This window comes from Eubacteriales bacterium mix99 (assembly GCA_038396605.1).
In the GTDB taxonomy this organism is placed as follows: Bacteria; Bacillota; Clostridia; order Caldicoprobacterales; family DTU083; genus UBA4874.
Genome location: CP121690.1, coordinates 2,276,546 through 2,293,226, shown reverse-complemented (window position 1 = coordinate 2,293,226; position 16,681 = coordinate 2,276,546). Strand labels below are relative to the sequence as shown.

The following is a 16,681-nucleotide window of genomic DNA, read 5'->3' as shown; positions in this document are numbered from 1 at the left end:
ATTTATACTACTCTTTTTCAGGAAGGCTGTCAAGAATGGGTGAAAATTCCTGTTGTAACGCAGACCTTATTGCTCTCCGCTGCATTCCCACTGGTATCCACTGCCTTCACCATATAGCGATAGGTTGCATCCGGCCTCACGTCCCTGTCCCGGTAGCTGGTAAGGTAGGAATTCTCCGTCTGCCCAATTTTTTCACCGTTTCGATAAATTTCATAGTGATGGAGCAGAATATTGTCGGCCGAAGGGGTCCAGTACAAATCAATCCGTGTGCTTTCCCTCGGCTGAGCTCCCAATATCGGAGCCGACGGAGGAACCGTATCCGTAATCTCCCCGACGGTCTGTCGTGCGGCCGGCGAAGGTGACCCTTTGGCCCCGGCAGCAACGGCCCGGACCCGATAATAATAGGGTCGCTTCATGCTGCCGGTTACCTGGGCATCAAAATATGCGGTATCGCCGGCAGTGGAAAGATAGTTGCCGCTTCCCGGAACAAAGTTGGGATCCGTACTGCGAAACAGCTCGTAATACAGCGCGCCGTCTGCCGCCTTCCATGTGATCTCTGTTCCCTGAATCTTTCCCTGATCCGGGGTATCAGATCCTTCCGGAGCGGAAAGACTGCGGTTCCCGGTCATCCCCGGCGAGCCTGCTGCAGTGGAAACGGCATGGACTCCCTCCACCATAGCGGGGATCTCTCCGTAGCGGATCCGAAAAGTTTTCATGCCGTATGCCGGAAGTCCGAAGGAAAAGGTGCGATCCGTTGAAACCAGCTGTTTGTCGTTTTCAATAATATCCGTTTCCGTCACGGAGGATACGCGGAATGGAAACGAAACGGAGACATTTTCGGAATGCTTTCCCTCTATTTCGGCAAAGCGAAGAATCATTCCGTCCGAATTGGCTTCCGACGCTTTTATCGTACTGACCTGAATATTCCTCTTGTCAATCGAAATCAGGCTGCCCGAATCAGCGCTTTTTCCTGTCTGTGCCTCTGCAATCACAGTCGCCTGCAGCGGATTGCTGATCTCCCAGCCAAACCGTGCGCTCTCCCCTGTTCCGGAGTCCTCATTGGCAGAAACGGAGTAACAGAATCTGGTATAGCCGGGCTGATCGCCCTGAAAGTTTGTCTGCCACATATTGTTCATGACATAACTGTAGAGAATCGGTCCGGACGATTTGTAATCAAAGGACCATTTTCCGGTTCTTCTTTCGCCGAACTGCAGAAGGGAGGTGTTCGGAATTGCCAGGACCATAGTGTAATGATCCTTTTTGTCCTTTACGCTGACCCATTTATTGGCGGTATACCAGTCCGTGCAGGTGCCGTAAATCTGTTCCCCCTCCGCCGCATTTCCGACAGGAAGGTCATAGCGGATCTCATAGTCCTTTCCCGTCTGGAAGGGGAAGGTATAAAAAGCTTCCTCTTTTGATTTGAGATCGGGCAGGGATTCCTTTTCCACCTCGTTCACAATGTCGATTCTTGGAATATCATTGTACAGAGTAACCGTCTGAACAATTGATCCTGCACGGAAGGTGGAAGTTTTCAGCCGGGCTGCAACACCGATTGCGGATGCAGTCACCTCAAGATGACCGGATTCTTTCCCGGGCGAATGGCGTTTCCATTTATCCGGGCCGAAATCCGCTCCCATATTGGAGAAAGGAATCCCAAAATCATCATAATATTGATACTGGTTAAACCGGACAGAAGGAGTATTCTCCACCATTTCCCGGTTTCCATTCCTTTTGTCAAGAATACTTGAAACAGTCCCGTCCTCCGCAAAGGTCACCCTGAACGCATCATTCTCCAGAAAATTGCTTCCGGTTATTGCTTTTTGTTTGAAATCCGGTGCTGCCGCCGTCTCCACAACCCGAAAGATTTTGTATCCCATGGCCGGAACACCGGCGGCAACAAAGGTCAGGACACCATCCTGTATCCGGTAGGACACGGATGTGTCCCCATCTTTGATCTCAAATCGGGGAGGCAGATCCGACAGATCGGAAAGGGCAACAACATCATTTCTTGTCCAGTTAAGCGGGTTATAGACATAAATCGCCTTGCCCTCTGTGGCCACGTCCGATGCCAGGGCCTTGAGGGAAGCCCCCAATATCTCTTCAGCCAAAACCTTTGCGCTGAACGCATGGCCGCGCTTCCATTCGAACTGCCTGTCATACTGCGGATTGCTCTTGTTGTATTCCTGACAGCCCCAGGTATGTTCGTTATAGATCAGATTCCGCTCCACGGCTTCATATATCTTCATGTAGGGATACTTCCTGCCTGTGTACATGGATGCAAAGGATGCCGCAGTCTCCGCAACCGGAATCCGATTTCCCGCGGTCTTGCTGATGCCGGACTCGAAAGCCGTTGTTGCCCAGCCATCATTCCACCAGTTCTCCTCGGTTCCCGATTCCGTGGGAATGAAATCCCCGTACTCGGCCACAACATCCTTAAAGAACTGCTCCGGGAAAGCCACGGTTATTTTTGGATAGGCATATCCGGCGTCATCCCATTTTTTATTGAGCTGATTGGCGAGGAGGATCTGTTCTTCCATGGGTTCCCTGTTGTCAGCATAGGGTACCAGCGGCAACGGAAACTTGTCATAGGGATACCGCATCCTTCCGGTGCGGCTTTCCAGGGTATCCATTATTTGCTGCAGATTTCTTTCAGCATCCCGGACGCTGCCGCGGATATCCCAGTGGGATCCGCCGAAGCCGCGATTATCACTGTAGGATTTGCCATTGAAAACCAGAAATTTATGGGCAGGATCCATTCCTTCCATATAAAAGAGATCATACAGCTTTTTCTTGTGATACGGGGAACGGTCGGGGTTCATGGAATGAATCCCATACAGGATGCCTGCCTGCACTGCAGCATCCACATAGCTTTTGCTGAAAGCTGGATTATCAAACATCCTCTGGGTGGTTCCCGGCTGAATTCCAAGTTTATCCACCAGGAATCGATTGGTATAATAAGCCGCCCGCGCCGTACCTTCTGTGGACATATTCTCCAGGGTAAAATTGAACTGCCCGGCGCCTACGACCATACGGCCGTCCCGGATCCAATCCGTAATCTCCCGGATCTGATCCGCATTTCGTTTTATCATATAGGCTTCGCCCATCATATAGCCGGATTCTATGGCATATTTGTATTTCTGTACATCCTCCGCACGCTCATCGGAGTTTTTCATGTATTCCTTTACCGTATCCAGATATTTGGCATAGGTATCTTTCAGATCCTCCGGATACATGGTGTACCCAAGATCCGTATGCATTTCCTGTGACAGATAAAACTCCCAGTGGCGGCTGCGCTCCCATTTGTCTGTCCCATAGACCGCCTTTGCACCGCCGCTGCAGGATTCCTCATCGAACAGTTCCAGCCTCAGGGAGATCGTTTCTCCGGGATTCAACATTTCATGGGTATCGGTTACCGGCACCGTTACCACGCTGCTGCCCGAAGCAATCCTTCCAGCCGGCACAATACAGGACGGCTGATTCTTCAGGGAAACCCGCACCCATGCGGAAAATGGCGACCCGCTGTTCCGGACCGTCATTTTGGTTGCCTGCATTCCCGTCTTCCATATCACCGGGGTTGGTTTGACCCGGATGATCTCCACCGGATTCGGTTCACAAACAGACGAAGACTTTTTCAAAATTTTTCACTCTCCTTTAATATAACAATATTATATTTTGATATAATAATATATTACCGTGATATAATAATTAAAAATCGATACCATTTTACGATGAAAATACTATCATGCACGATTCAGACTGTCAATCCACTTTACGTCGCTTTACGACATGTGTATCCAGCATATAATTTTGGCTAGATATAGGTTGTCATTGGCGTTTTTCTTAATGGAAATAGCGGTATCATCCGCTATAAAAGAAGAAAATCAGGCAAATTGGAAAAGAAAAGTTTTCGTGAATGGATAACTGTGAGAATTATGGATAATATAAATCCACTACAGTAAAAAAAGGAGATTCCGTATGCCAAAGGATAAAAGAGAAAAAAACAAAGAGAATAAAGACAGGGCAGACAACACGTACCCGCGTCCTGCCTTCGACAATGACCAGCTGGGAGAAAATGCTTCCAATTATCAGATTCCATTCGATGACAGGCAGAATGACTAGGATAGAGAATCGTAAAATGAACTGAGAACCTGTGGTACAAAAAGGGGGAATGCCTCCAGGCATCCCCTGATTTGATATTACAAGAAACAAGTTTGGCGTATAAGATATCCGAGATACCGTCGTTTCAATTTTGACACCTATCTCCTGATAGGTGGGTGTCCGCAGGATACCTTTTATCTTCCCATACCGGCTCAATCAAACCGGATCAATCAGATTGTGGGCCTGATATCCAAATATCCATATTGAACTCCCTTTCACAATGCGTAGGTTCAAAATAGAAACCATGCGAATATCCCAGAAGTTCCTTTGCCTTACGATTCCATTATACTGATTTTTCAACAGGAGTCAAATGAATTTTTTTCCTGATAACTTCAATTCCCCCATTGTACTTTACGGCAGCTGTTCATCCCCTCAGGGAATCCGGTATTCAAAGGTCTGCCCGGGATGGGTGATTTCTGCTATCCTTCCCCCGGTTCCCTTCATTTTTTCCGCAAACCGGCGGGTAATCTCCGGATGGTCCGCAAAATGCATGGGAACAAACAGACCGGGATGAAATTTCTCCATCATATAGCTCCCGCCCAGCCAATAGTACTCTCCCAGTCTGGGATCCACCGGAAAAAACAGGATATCCATTTTTCCCCCTTCCAGCCGGGAAACTTCCCTCTTGAACGCCTCTTCCTCTTCCCGGAGCTCCTCCGCCGTGGACTCCTCCGCCCAGCACCACCAGTTCAAGTCCCCTGCATGAAAGATCCGAAGGCCGTTGACCTCCACCAAAAATGAAACGCCGAGATCCGTGGAGCCATAAGTGGATATGGTAACTCCACCCACTTCGGTGCTTTCGCAGGGATTCATGAAGATGCACCGCTTCCGGTCTTCTCCGCCCCGCCTGCTGATCTCCCCGCTCAAAATGTATCGCAGATCGGGGCTTTCGTCCTTCCATTCAAATATAATCGGATTGTAATGATCCGGATGGCTGTGACTGACAAAGACCAGCGGCCGCTTATGCGCCGCGATTTCATGCCGGATATCCGGTGCAGCGGAAAACTGCCGGTAATAATCAAATACCAGAAAATAATCCCCGTACTCCACCGTAAAACCACTGTGATACAGGTAATGAATCAGAACCTTCCTGTTCGGGTTCATAAAGAACTCCCTCCCTGCTTTCTGTAACTTCCGCACGGACAGCAATATTTCAGCGAATCCTGATGATACCTCCATGCTCCTGCTGATCCCCATTATCTCATATTCCCCGGATTTTTGAAATGTATATTTAAATTTGCCTTTGGAAAAATGATAAAAGAACGGTTTGGATGACAGGAAATCACAGGAAAGTTGGTGAAGAAACCGCTATGAAAAAAAAGCTCCCGGCTCTGCTTCTGTCCGTCTTTTTGCTTGCTGCCGGATCCTGCTCCTATCGGCGCTCCACGCCGCCGGAAAAAAGGCCTGTTCCGAACAGCACGACCCAGCCAGAACAAAATACTCCCGGGCGCAGTCCGAACCCCACCGGACCGAAGAAATCGGATCGTCTGACAAAATCGGATCAACAGGCGGTGGAGGAAAATGTAAATGGCCGGGACGTCAGCGAAGACGAACAGATCACCGATCAGGCCGAATCCATGAAGACAACCCAGAAGGATACCGGAGTCAGCCAGAAGGAAATCAAACAGATGGCAAATGAAAAGTCCGGCCGGGTAAACGATGTGGAAAGTCCGGAGGTACTGCAGGAATACCATACCCAACTGCCGGATGAAATCAGGGAAGGCCTCCGGTATACCAATTATAATCTGACCTATGATTATTTTCTGATTACCAATGGACAGGAAGTCCCCATCCGCCAGAGTCCGGATCCCGCTGCTGCCGTGGTAAGCATGGCCTCCGACGGAGAAAAGCCGGCGCTTCTGCGAAAAGTCCGGGGAAAGACCACGGAAGACTCCGATATCTGGTACGCCGTTTCCTGCCGGGAAAACGGGTCGATCCGTACCGGATACCTTCCTTCCTCTGCCGGAATAGTAAGGAGATTTCAATTTGACAAGATGCTTTCCGCCCTGCACAGCCTGCAGCAGCAGGCATCCCAGGGAAAGCTGAGCCATATCAGCAATTACAAGAATGCCAACGGCGCGCCCCCGAAGAAGGAGGAAGCCGCTACAGATGAATTCGGAATACGTATTTATCAGAGTGCTCCCGGATATGACCGGGCGGACACCCATTCCGGTTTCCGTTATGTGCCGGACGGCATGCTGGTCCGGATACTGGGGGAATCGGGGGACTTCTACCGGGTTTTCGTAAATACCTTTGGAAAGGAACTTTATGTTCCCAAAAAGTACATCAATCCCGATCATGCCCTGAGTCAGGTGACCCATGTGATAATTGTGGACCGGGATCAGCAGAATCAGGCGGCATTTGAATTGTCCGGCGGGGAAATTCGAATGGTTTCCTATACTCTGGCCACCACCGGTTTGAAAAGTCCCACTTCCTATGAGACTCCCCTTGGTTCCTATCGGGCCATTGAAAAAAAGGACCGATTTGAATATTTAAAGGACGGATCCGATGAAATAGCCGGTTACGCGCCTTTTGCAATCCGTTTTTGCGGCGGCGCCTATATCCACGGCGTTCCTGTCAATTACATGGAGAAGAACGGATGGCAGGTGGATCCCGGCATTCAGGAATATCTCCAGACCATCGGCACTTTCCCGCGTTCCCATATGTGTGTCCGGAATTACTCCAGCCACGCGGAATTTCTCTATCACTGGATGGATCCCGCAAGCGGTGCCGTTCTGGTCATAGAGTAATCCGGTCAAATCATGATAATACCAAATAAAAATGGAGGATGATAAAAATGAGTTCCCATAAATGGGGAAACGGGTTCAATGAACCGCCGCAATCCTATTGGATGGCGTCCGTCCCGTTTCCGGATTTTGAACAGTTGAAAACCGATCTGAAAGTGGATGTGGCAATCGTCGGCGGAGGCATCGTTGGCATTACTTCCGCCTATTTATTGAAACAAAGCGGACTGAAAGTCGCTGTCCTGGAGGCAGAGCGGATCCTGCACGGTACCACGGGCCATACCACTGCAAAGATAACTGCCCAGCATGACCTGATCTATCAGACGATTCTGGCAAAAATGGGTCAGGAAAATGCGCAGCAATATGCGGATGCCAACCAGGCGGCAATTGGAATCATCGATTCCATCATACGGCAGAACAATATTGAATGTGATTTTTCCTGGCAGCCTGCCTACGTCTATACCCAGGAGGAAAAGGAAGTCGAAAAAATCCAGGAGGAAGCGGGAGTCGCCATGAAACTGGGCCTTGCCGCAACATATCTGGAGGAAATCCCTCTTCCCATCAGGGTGAAGGCAGCGCTCCGGTTTGACAACCAGGCACAGTTTCATCCGCTGAAATATCTGTTGGCTCTGGCAAACCAAATCCCGGGAAACGGAAGCTTCCTGCTGGAACACACCAAAGCTGTGGATCTCCTTACGGAGGGAACTCCTGTCGTCCTCACCGACACCGGCTGCCGGGTAACCGCGCCCAACATTATCATCGCAACCCATTATCCTTTTTATGACGGCAACGGGATGTATTTCAGCCGGATTTACCCGGCTCGTTCCTACATCCTTGGAATTACGGCGGAGGATTCCTTTCCGGGCGGCATGTTCATCTCGTCGGAGGAACCCGGGCGTTCCTTCCGGGCACAGCCCATGGACGGGGGAAACGAACTCATCCTGGTTGGCGGCGAACACCATAAAACCGGCCAGGGCGGGGACACCGGCGTACACTATAAGAATCTGAAGGAAACGGCAGACCGCATGTTCCGGGTCCGGGAAGTCGTTACCCGGTGGTCCGCCCAGGACTACACCTCCATGGACCAGGTTCCCTACGTGGGCACCCTGACTTCCAAAACACCCGGCATCTATGTGGCCACCGGCTTTCGAAAATGGGGCATGACAAACGGCACGGCGGCAGCTGTGATGCTGCAGGACGCCATTCTCGGAAAAGACAACGAATGGGCGCCGGTTTTTGCGCCGTCCCGTTTTACTCCCTCCGCATCGGCGGGAAAGTTCGTTTCCGAAAATGCAAATGTTGTAAAGGAGCTGGTCCAGAGCAAGCTGGCCGGCAAGGAAGACAATGCGGACATCCGGCAGGGAGAAGCCAGAGTGGTGGAGGCGGACGGAAAAAAGTGCGGGGCTTACCGGGATTTTCAGGGAAACCTCCATGTGGTGGATACCACCTGCACCCATTTGGGGTGCGAAGTCCAGTGGAACTCCGCAGAACATTCCTGGGACTGTCCCTGTCACGGCTCCCGGTTTACCTGCGACGGAGAAGTGATCAACGGGCCTGCCCGGAAGCCCCTGCCTAAACCGGATGACGCGAAGCAGGGGGAAAAACAGGCCTGAGATGCTCCCTGACGGAACATCCCGTTTTTATCACATCCGGGTTTTCATCCATTCCATCGCTTTTTCCACGTTTTCCCGCCTGCCAAAGGCGGACAGGCGGAAAAACCCTTCTCCGTTTGCCCCGAATCCGGATCCAGGAGTCCCGACGATACCGGCACGGTTCAGAAGCAGGTCAAAATACTCCCAGGAAGACCGTCCACAGGGACATGTCATCCAGATATAGGGAGAGTTCCTGCCGCCGGTGTACCGGATCCCCATCTCATCCAGATCATTGGAAATAATCCGGGCGTTTTCCATATAATAGTCAATCTTTCTTTTGCACTGCCTTCTCCCTTCCGGGGAGAAGGCAGCCTCTGCTCCCCGCTGCACGATATAGGCAACCCCGTTGAATTTCGTTGTCTGCCTGCGCAGCCAGAGAGCATTCAGACTCGCTCCTTCATAAATCAGCTCCCGGGGTACCACCGTATACCCACATCGTGTTCCGGTAAATCCGGCTGTTTTGGACATGGAGCAAAATTCCACCGCACACTTTTTGGCACCTTCGATCTCATAGATGCTTCCCGGCAAATCCGGTTCCCGGATAAATGCTTCATAGGCCGCGTCAAACAGCAGAATTGCGCCGTTTGCCAGGGCATAATCCACCCATTGCCTCAGCTGCTCCCTGTCATAAACTGCACCGGTGGGATTATTGGGCGAACAGAGATAGATGATGTCCATTTTGCGGTTCCTGACCGGCATCGGAAGAAAATGATTCTCCGGATTGGCATCCAGGTATTGAATCTTTCTGCCGGACATGATATTGGAGTCCACATAGGCGGGATACACTGGATCCGGAATCCATACGGTATTATCCAAAGACAGAATATCCGGAAAATTGCCCAGATCGCTTTTAGCACCGTCACTGACAAAGATTTCATCGGGTGTCAGCAATACACCCCGGCTCTGATAGTACTGTGCAATGGCCATTCGGAGAAACCCATAGCCCTGCTCCGGCCCATAACCGTGAAACCCTTGCTCCGTTCCCATCTCCCTTACGGCAGAAGCCATTGCCGCAACCGAGGCATCGCAAAGGGGAAGGGTAACGTCCCCGATTCCCAGCCGCAGGATCTCCCTTTCCGGATGTTCCTTCTGATATGCCGCCACCTTTTTCGCAATGGAGGAGAACAGGTAGCTGTCTTCCAGCCGAAGATAATTTGCATTGATTCTCATCCGTTTTCCCCCGCATTCCGGGCTTTGTCCGATCTTTCCAGGGCTGCCTTCACGAATTCACGGAACAGGGGATGTGCCCGGTTGGGCCGGCTTTTGAACTCCGGATGAAACTGGACGCCCAGAAAAAAATCATTTTGCGGGATTTCAACAGTTTCCACAATATATCCGTCCGGAGAGGTACCGCTGATCACCAGACCCGCCTGCTGCAGAATCTTCCGGTACCGATTGTTGAATTCATACCGGTGACGGTGACGTTCCGCGATTCTGCCGGACTGATAGGCCCGGGCCATGATCGTGTCCGGCAGAATCCGGCAGGGATAACTTCCCAGCCGCATGGTGCCGCCTTTTGGAATATTTCCCTGCTGATCCGGCAGCAGATCGATGACACAGTCCCGGGCTTCCGGGTTGAATTCACTGGAATTGGCATCTTCCAACCCTGCCACATCCCGTGAAAACTCAATCACTGCCGTCTGCATCCCCAGGCATATTCCAAAATAAGGGACATTACGGGTTCGCGCATATTTTGCCGCCTGAATCTTTCCTTCCATGCCCCGGTCGCCAAATCCTCCGGGAACCAATATCCCGTCACAGCCTGCCAGATTTTCCTCCGCATCGTTTTCCGTGACAAGCTCCTCTGCATTCACCCAACAAAACCGGATTTTCGTTCCGGTTTCATAGCCCGCATGATGCAGGGCTTCCACAATGGACAGGTAAGCATCATGGAGTTTTACATATTTCCCCACAATGGCTATGGTCACCTCCCTGCTTCTGCAGCGGATCCGATCCAGCATGCCGGTCCAGTCGGAAAGGTCGCAGGGCGGTGCCGGAATCTTCAATTCCCGGCACACAATATCATCAAGGCCCTGGTTGTGCAGCATGATGGGCACTTCATACAGAACCGGCACGGTAGTGTTATCCAGAACGCAGTCCGGCTTTACATTGCAGAACAGGGATATCTTTTGTTTCATGCTCTGCTCCAGTTTCCGGTCACACCGGCAGATGATGATATCGGGCATGATGCCCTGGGACTGAAGTTGTTTGACAGAGTGCTGGGTCGGCTTGGATTTGTATTCATTGGAACCGCTGACATAGGGAACAAGTGTTACATGAATAAACAGGCAGTTTTCCCTTCCGATTTCCAGGGGAATCTGCCGGATCGCCTCCAGAAAAGGCTGTCCTTCGATGTCTCCGATGGTCCCGCCCACTTCTGTGATGACCACATCAATATCGTCCCCCCGTGATACAGTATAAATGAAATGCTTGATTTCATTTGTAATATGTGGAATCACCTGAACCGTCTCGCCAAGATATTCTCCCTTCCGCTCCTTGTTCAGCACGTTCCAGTAAACCTTTCCGGAAGTCAGATTGGAAAACCGGTTGAGATCCTCATCGATAAACCGTTCATAATGTCCCAGATCCAGATCGGTCTCTGCACCGTCCTCCGTGACAAACACTTCTCCGTGCTGATAAGGACTCATGGTCCCCGGATCCACATTGATGTAGGGATCCAGCTTCTGTGCAAATACTTTCAGTCCCCTCGACTTGAGCAGCCTGCCCAGGGAGGCCGCCAGGATCCCCTTGCCCAGGCCGGAAACCACGCCGCCTGTTACAAAAATGTACTTCGTCATATGTTTACAACTCCTTCAAAAACTTTTTCCGCATTGCCGGTCATAAGAACGGTTTCCTCTGTGTATCGGACGAAAAGATCCCCGCCTTTCAGGCAAACCCGGATTTCCTCATCCCGGCTGCAGATTCCATTTGCCACAGCAGCAGCAACGGAAGCACAGGCCCCGGTACCGCAGGCAAGAGTCTCTCCGCTGCCGCGTTCCCAGACCCGCATTTTCAGCACCTTGCCGCTTTGGACCTGGACAAATTCCGTATTGGTACGGTCCGGGAAAACAGAAGCGTTTTCAAACATCGGCCCTTCCGTTGCAATGGGAACGGAATCCACGTCCTCCACAAAAACAACGCAATGGGGATTTCCCATGGATACGCAGGTAATGAAATATTTCCTTCCGGCAAGGAGTAATTCCCGGTGAATGATATGGTTCCCATCCAGCAGGACAGGGATACTTTCCGGAGAAAAGTCCGCCTTGCCCATATCCACCCGGACGGACCGGACCACCTGGTCCTGTACATGAAGCTCCAGCTTCTTGATTCCGCTGCGTGTTTCAACGTCCAGGTTTGTTTTCGTTACGATCCCGTTGTCATAAAGGTATTTTCCGACACAGCGTATGCCGTTTCCGCACATCTTTCCTTCACTGCCGTCCGCGTTGAACATCCGCATTTTCACATCTGCCCGGTCCGAAGAACAGAGGAGGATGATGCCATCCCCTCCTATCCCGAAATGACGGTCAGACAGCCGGATGGCCAGGGCCTCCGGATGAGAAATATCTTCGGTCAGACAATTGAAATAGATATAATCATTGCCCAGGCCCTGCATTTTTGTAAACTTTCGCTTCATATCCTGTTCTCCTCCGCCATACTATCAACTTCCTGCGTTCTCAGCCTTCATACTTTTTCAGGATGGCCCCGGCGATCTCCTTTTTTGTGACCCGCCGGTCCATTGCCTGTTTCTCGATGAACCGATGCGCTTCCGGCTCCGTGATATTTAGAAACTGAACGAGCAGACATTTGGCCCGGTCAATCCGCTTCATATCCTCAATCCTGTTCTGCAGCTGCTGGTTTTCGCTTTGTAAGGTAAGCATCCGGTTGTGCGCTGCAGTGATCAGCTTGTAGGCACTCCAGAAAAAAGGCGGACTGACTGGCCTGGGAATCACAAAAACGCCAAATTTTTCAACCTTTTCCGAGATTTCATCTGCCAGCTCATTCCGTACAATAAGAAGAACCTGGGAAATGCCCTTTCCGGCAATGTGAACCGCCAGATCCGTTCCAAACTCATCGCTGAGCGGTGCATTGATGACGCACAGATCGCAATCCCTTTCAATCAGAAAAAGTCGGGCTTGCTTTCCGTTGCGGACGAAGATCGTTTCCCCGCTGGAAGGATCCATGGCCAGAAGTTCCTGAAGTTTTGCCCTGCCTTTTTCCGAACCGGAAACAATGAGGATGCAATCCAAACCATCACCGCCTTTCCGCCTTACTCTTTCCAATATACGAACTCACCGCCCGGCCACGTCATAATGATCCTGCCACCGGCAGCCGGATCCGTTGCGGATCAGACCGATCCAAAATAGATTTGCTTGTCCGCTTTTTCCCTATCCGGTATCTTTCGATAAGCATCCCATTCCGTCAACTTGATATCCTGATATTTTTCCAGGGTCTTCCCCGGAAGAATTCTGCGTATAAATTCACTTTGCCCGGCAAAATCCAGTGCTTCCTTTAAATTAGCCGGAAGGGCCGGCAATCCCTCCAAAATATCCGCATCCGCTTTATAAAGATTCAAATCCAACGGTTTCGGCGGAACCAGTTTCTTTTCCATTCCATCCAGACCGGCGTGGATCAGCAGGGCAAAAACCAGATACGGGTTGCAGGATGGATCCGGAGACCGAATCTCAATTCTTCTGCGTTCCTCACAGGTGGTAGCCGGAATCCGGACCAGCTGGGAACGGTTTTCACGGGACCAGGAAACATATCCGGGGGCTTCGAAACCACCCAGTCGGGCATAGGAGTTCGGGATAGGGTTGGCAAACGCCGTAATCTCAACGGCTCTTTCCAGAATACCGGAAAGAAAGCCATCGCTGCCCGGCATGGAGCTACCGTTCCGATCCCCGGCTTTGGCAAGGGAAATATTCACATGAAGTCCGCTTCCGCTCCGGTTGATAATCGGCTTGGGCAGAAAAGATGCGAAGAGTCCGTTCTTCTCCGCAATTGCCTTTACAACGGATTTGAAGGTAATCAGATTATCCGCGGCAGACAGGGCGCCGCTGTATCGGAAATCAATTTCATTTTGTCCCGGGCCCTGTTCGTGGTGGGAACTCTCCGGCTGGATCCCCATCTGCTCCAGTGTCAGGCAAATCTCCCTTCTCACATTTTCACAGCGGTCCAGCGGCGAAATATCCAGATATCCGCCGTTGTCATACGGGAGCTCCGTTGGACTTCCATCTTCATCAGAATGAAAGAGGTAAAATTCACATTCCGCTCCAATCCTGCAAAGATATCCCATGCGGAGGGCACGATCCTCCGCATGTTTCAGAAGACTGCGCATATCCCCTTCGAATACTTTTCCGTCCGGATGACGTATCGCGCAGAAGAAACGGATGACCCGCCCCTGTTGCGGTCTCCATGGCAGAATATGAAGCGTCGCCGGATCCGGATAAAGAAACAAATCGGATTGTTCCACATTCATAAATCCGGGTACTGCGGAAGCATCGAAGGATATTCCATATTGAAATGCTCTTTCCAATTCATCCGGCAGGATGGAAATATTTTTCTGCATACCAAATATATCACAAAACGCCAGCCGGACAAACTTTACGTCATTCTCCTGTATAAACTGAAGGACTTCCCTCATCGTATCCGTCATCTTTCCTGCCTCCCTTATGATATCGCCCGGATACCGTTAAGATACCCTGCTTCATTTCCTTAATACTTGTTGTGTTTCCTTAATACTTCAATACTTCGTCAGATAGTTGTCAATTTCCCATTTGGAAACACTTGTCCGGTATTGATTCCATTCCTTCTTCTTCGCCTTGATATATTTGCGGAATACATGATCTCCAAGAGTCTCCCGTACGAAATCACTCTTTTCCATTTCCCCGATCGCCTCCATCAAATCGCCGGGAAGAGAGTCAATCCCCGCTTCCAGTCTTTGCTCTTCCGTCATTTTAAAAATATTCCGGTCCATGGCAGGAGGCGGATCCATTTTGTGAACGATGCCGTCCAGACCGGCATTCAGTATGGCTGCAAGAGCCAGATACGGGTTACAGGACGGATCCGGACAGCGCAGCTCAATACGGGTGGCATCTCCCCGGGCAGCCGGAATACGGATCAGCGGACTTCTGTTCTGAGTTGACCATGCGATATACACCGGAGCCTCGTATCCCGGAGTCAGTCTCTTATAGGAATTGACAATGGGATTGGTGATCGCCGTAATAGATTTCATATGCCGGAAGATACCGCCGATAAACCAACGGGCTTCCCGGCTCAGCTGGATGGGGTCGGATTCCTCGTAAAAAGCATTTTTCCCATCCCGGAAGAGGGAAACATTGGTATGCATACCGGAGCCGTTGATATCCGAAATTGGTTTTGGCATAAAGGTCGCATGCAGACCGTTTTTTTGTGCAATCACCTTGACCACCATCTTGAATGTCATGATATTATCCGCCGCCGTCAGGGCGTCTCCGTATTTGAAGTCGATTTCATGCTGTCCGGGTGCCACCTCATGATGAGAAGCTTCAATTTCAAATCCCATCTTCTCCAGCATCAGCACCATTTCCCTTCGTGCATCCTCACCATGATCCACCGGCCCCAGATCAAAGTACCCTCCTTTGTCCTGGGTAATCGTGGTGGGATTTCCCTCTTTATCCGTAAGAAAAAGAAAAAATTCACATTCCGGACCCACATTGAGCGTTTCGTATCCCAGCTCCCTGGCTTTCTTTACCGCTCTTCGCAGGACATACCTTGGATCGCCCTCAAAAGGAATACTGTCCGGACGATAGACATCACAAATCAGCCGGGCCACCTTCCCGCTGTCCGGTCTCCAGGGAAAAATAACAAAAGAGTTCCGGTCCGGACGCAAATACATATCGGATTCCTCAATCCGTACAAAACCTTCTATGGAGGATCCGTCAAACATATGCTGATTATCCAGTGCTTTCTCCAGCTGATCTGAGGTAATGGCAACATTCTTCAGTGTCCCCGGTATATCAGTAAACTGCAGCCGGATAAACTGCACATTTTGTTCCTTTACCATTCTTAAAATATCTTCCTTGCTATGATCGGGCATATTCTATCCCCTTTCCCCTGTTTTTTGTCTTTTTACAGTAAAGTGATATTTGCACGCTCACAGGCTTTCAACATTTCTTCCGGCCATACGGAGGCCTGTACTTCTCCGATATGGGCTTTGTTCAGAAGGTACATGCAGATCCTGGACTGACCGATGCCTCCGCCTATGCTACAGGGCAAATCCCCGTTCAAAAGCTCCCGATGGAACGGCAAATCCTTTCTCTCCTCACAGCCGGCCAGTTTCAGCTGCCTCAGCAATGTTTCCTCATCAACCCGGATTCCCATGGAAGACACTTCAAAAGAGCAGTCCAGCAACGGATACCAGAAAAGGATATCGCAGTTCCTCTCCCAGTCATCGTAATCCGGTGCCCTTCCGTCATGGCGGATGCCGGATTTCAGCAAGCCCCCGATTTTCATGAGACATACGGCTTTCCTTTCCCTCGCAATGGCGTCCTCCCGATGCCGCGGGTCCAGGCCGGGATACCGGTCCTCCAGCTCCTGGGTGGTCAGGAAGGTGATTTCATCCGGCAAAAGGCGGTGCAGCTGCGAATATTTGCTGCAGATAAACTCCTCCGCATCCTTGAAAACCCTGTAAATGCTGTTTACCGTATTCCGCAAGGTTCCCTCCGTCCTTTCCTCCTTTCGGATGATCTTCTCCCAGTCCCACTGATCCACATAAAAGGAATGCAGATTGTCCGGTTCTTCATCTCTCCGAATGGCATTCATATCCGTATACAGGCCTTCGCCATGATGAAGTCCATATCGTTTGAGGGCCATTCTCTTCCACTTTGCCAGGGAGTGGACGATTTCCACCTGCTTCCCTCCCAGAGCCCGGACATCAAAGGCAACCGGCCGTTCCACCCCATTCAGGTTGTCGTTCAAGCCGGATTCCGGTGTTACAAAAAGCGGCGCGGAAACCCGAACCAGGTTCAGCTCCTCCGCCAGACGGTTTTCAAAGAAATCCTTCAGCGACTTGATCGCCTTTTCCGTTTCCGGAACATTCAGGGACGTCCGGTATCCCTTCGGTAACATCAATCTCTCCATTGTCATCAT

The 16,681-nt window shown here is 50.8% G+C and carries 12 protein-coding genes and 1 other RNA gene; 3 read left to right on the top strand and 10 right to left on the bottom strand.

Annotated features, from left to right (window positions below; genetic code table 11):
- Positions 1-29: 29 nt before the first annotated feature.
- On the bottom strand, positions 30-3,635 hold the full coding sequence (locus QBE55_10080) for a glycoside hydrolase family 38 C-terminal domain-containing protein (protein WZL77885.1): 3,606 nt from the start codon (positions 3,633-3,635) through the stop codon (positions 30-32).
- Positions 3,636-3,975: 340 nt separating this feature from the next.
- Between QBE55_10080 and QBE55_10075 the strand changes: the two genes are divergently transcribed.
- Positions 3,976-4,119 (top strand): hypothetical protein, encoded by a 144-nt coding sequence (locus QBE55_10075; GenBank protein ID WZL77884.1) that lies wholly within the window; start codon positions 3,976-3,978, stop codon positions 4,117-4,119.
- Positions 4,120-4,220: 101 nt separating this feature from the next.
- On the opposite strand, the gene ssrS is transcribed toward QBE55_10075, so the two are convergent.
- Together ssrS and QBE55_10065 are read right to left on the bottom strand one after the other, a co-directional pair.
- A non-coding RNA gene (gene ssrS, locus QBE55_10070) (6S RNA) lies at positions 4,221-4,423 on the bottom strand.
- Between the two features lie 107 nt (positions 4,424-4,530).
- Complete coding sequence (locus QBE55_10065; protein WZL77883.1) at positions 4,531-5,262, bottom strand: MBL fold metallo-hydrolase; 732 nt, start codon at positions 5,260-5,262, stop codon at positions 4,531-4,533.
- Between the two features lie 206 nt (positions 5,263-5,468).
- Here QBE55_10065 and QBE55_10060 point away from each other — a divergent pair, with 206 nt between their 5' ends.
- Together QBE55_10060 and QBE55_10055 are read left to right on the top strand one after the other, a co-directional pair.
- Positions 5,469-6,908 carry a L,D-transpeptidase family protein gene (locus QBE55_10060; GenBank protein ID WZL77882.1) on the top strand — a complete coding sequence of 480 codons (1,440 nt, stop codon included), beginning with the start codon at positions 5,469-5,471 and terminating at the stop codon, positions 6,906-6,908.
- 47 nt (positions 6,909-6,955) lie between these two features.
- Complete coding sequence (locus QBE55_10055) at positions 6,956-8,515, top strand: FAD-dependent oxidoreductase (GenBank protein WZL77881.1); 1,560 nt, start codon at positions 6,956-6,958, stop codon at positions 8,513-8,515.
- 30 nt (positions 8,516-8,545) lie between these two features.
- Here QBE55_10055 and QBE55_10050 read toward each other — a convergent pair whose 3' ends face one another.
- From QBE55_10050 to asnA, 7 genes are all read right to left on the bottom strand, one after another.
- Entirely contained in the window at positions 8,546-9,724 is a 1,179-nt protein-coding gene (locus tag QBE55_10050) for an LL-diaminopimelate aminotransferase (protein WZL77880.1), read from the bottom strand.
- On the bottom strand, positions 9,721-11,352 hold the full coding sequence (locus QBE55_10045) for a CTP synthase (GenBank protein ID WZL77879.1): 1,632 nt from the start codon (positions 11,350-11,352) through the stop codon (positions 9,721-9,723). The genes QBE55_10050 and QBE55_10045 overlap by 4 nt, the downstream gene beginning before the upstream one ends.
- Positions 11,349-12,188 (bottom strand): diaminopimelate epimerase, encoded by an 840-nt coding sequence (gene dapF / locus QBE55_10040; protein WZL77878.1) that lies wholly within the window; start codon positions 12,186-12,188, stop codon positions 11,349-11,351. Before dapF ends, QBE55_10045 begins: the two co-directional genes overlap by 4 nt.
- Before the next feature lie 40 nt (positions 12,189-12,228).
- Positions 12,229-12,834 carry an ANTAR domain-containing protein gene (locus QBE55_10035; protein WZL77877.1) on the bottom strand — a complete coding sequence of 202 codons (606 nt, stop codon included), beginning with the start codon at positions 12,832-12,834 and terminating at the stop codon, positions 12,229-12,231.
- A gap of 65 nt (positions 12,835-12,899) precedes the next feature.
- Entirely contained in the window at positions 12,900-14,207 is a 1,308-nt protein-coding gene (locus QBE55_10030; protein ID WZL77876.1) for a glutamine synthetase family protein, read from the bottom strand.
- An 87-nt stretch (positions 14,208-14,294) separates the two neighbouring features.
- Positions 14,295-15,629, bottom strand: a complete 1,335-nt coding sequence (gene glnA / locus QBE55_10025; GenBank protein ID WZL77875.1) for a type I glutamate--ammonia ligase — start codon at positions 15,627-15,629, stop codon at positions 14,295-14,297.
- Positions 15,630-15,661: 32 nt separating this feature from the next.
- Positions 15,662-16,672 (bottom strand): aspartate--ammonia ligase, encoded by a 1,011-nt coding sequence (gene asnA / locus QBE55_10020; GenBank protein WZL79917.1) that lies wholly within the window; start codon positions 16,670-16,672, stop codon positions 15,662-15,664.
- Between the last annotated feature and the right edge of the window lie 9 nt (positions 16,673-16,681).

Bases quoted from the DNA above. Each gene is read 5' to 3' on its own strand.
- QBE55_10075 (WZL77884.1), top strand. From the start codon at position 3,976: ATGCCAAAGGATAAAAGAGAAAAAAACAAAGAGAATAAAGACAGGGCA.
- asnA (WZL79917.1), bottom strand. From the start codon at position 16,672: ATGGAGAGATTGATGTTACCGAAGGGATACCGGACGTCCCTGAATGTT.
- QBE55_10060 (WZL77882.1), top strand. From the start codon at position 5,469: ATGAAAAAAAAGCTCCCGGCTCTGCTTCTGTCCGTCTTTTTGCTTGCT.
- QBE55_10065 (WZL77883.1), bottom strand. From the start codon at position 5,262: ATGAACCCGAACAGGAAGGTTCTGATTCATTACCTGTATCACAGTGGT.
- dapF (WZL77878.1), bottom strand. From the start codon at position 12,188: ATGAAGCGAAAGTTTACAAAAATGCAGGGCCTGGGCAATGATTATATC.
- QBE55_10030 (WZL77876.1), bottom strand. From the start codon at position 14,207: ATGACGGATACGATGAGGGAAGTCCTTCAGTTTATACAGGAGAATGAC.
- QBE55_10045 (WZL77879.1), bottom strand. From the start codon at position 11,352: ATGACGAAGTACATTTTTGTAACAGGCGGCGTGGTTTCCGGCCTGGGC.
- QBE55_10050 (WZL77880.1), bottom strand. From the start codon at position 9,724: ATGAGAATCAATGCAAATTATCTTCGGCTGGAAGACAGCTACCTGTTC.
- glnA (WZL77875.1), bottom strand. From the start codon at position 15,629: ATGCCCGATCATAGCAAGGAAGATATTTTAAGAATGGTAAAGGAACAA.
- QBE55_10055 (WZL77881.1), top strand. From the start codon at position 6,956: ATGAGTTCCCATAAATGGGGAAACGGGTTCAATGAACCGCCGCAATCC.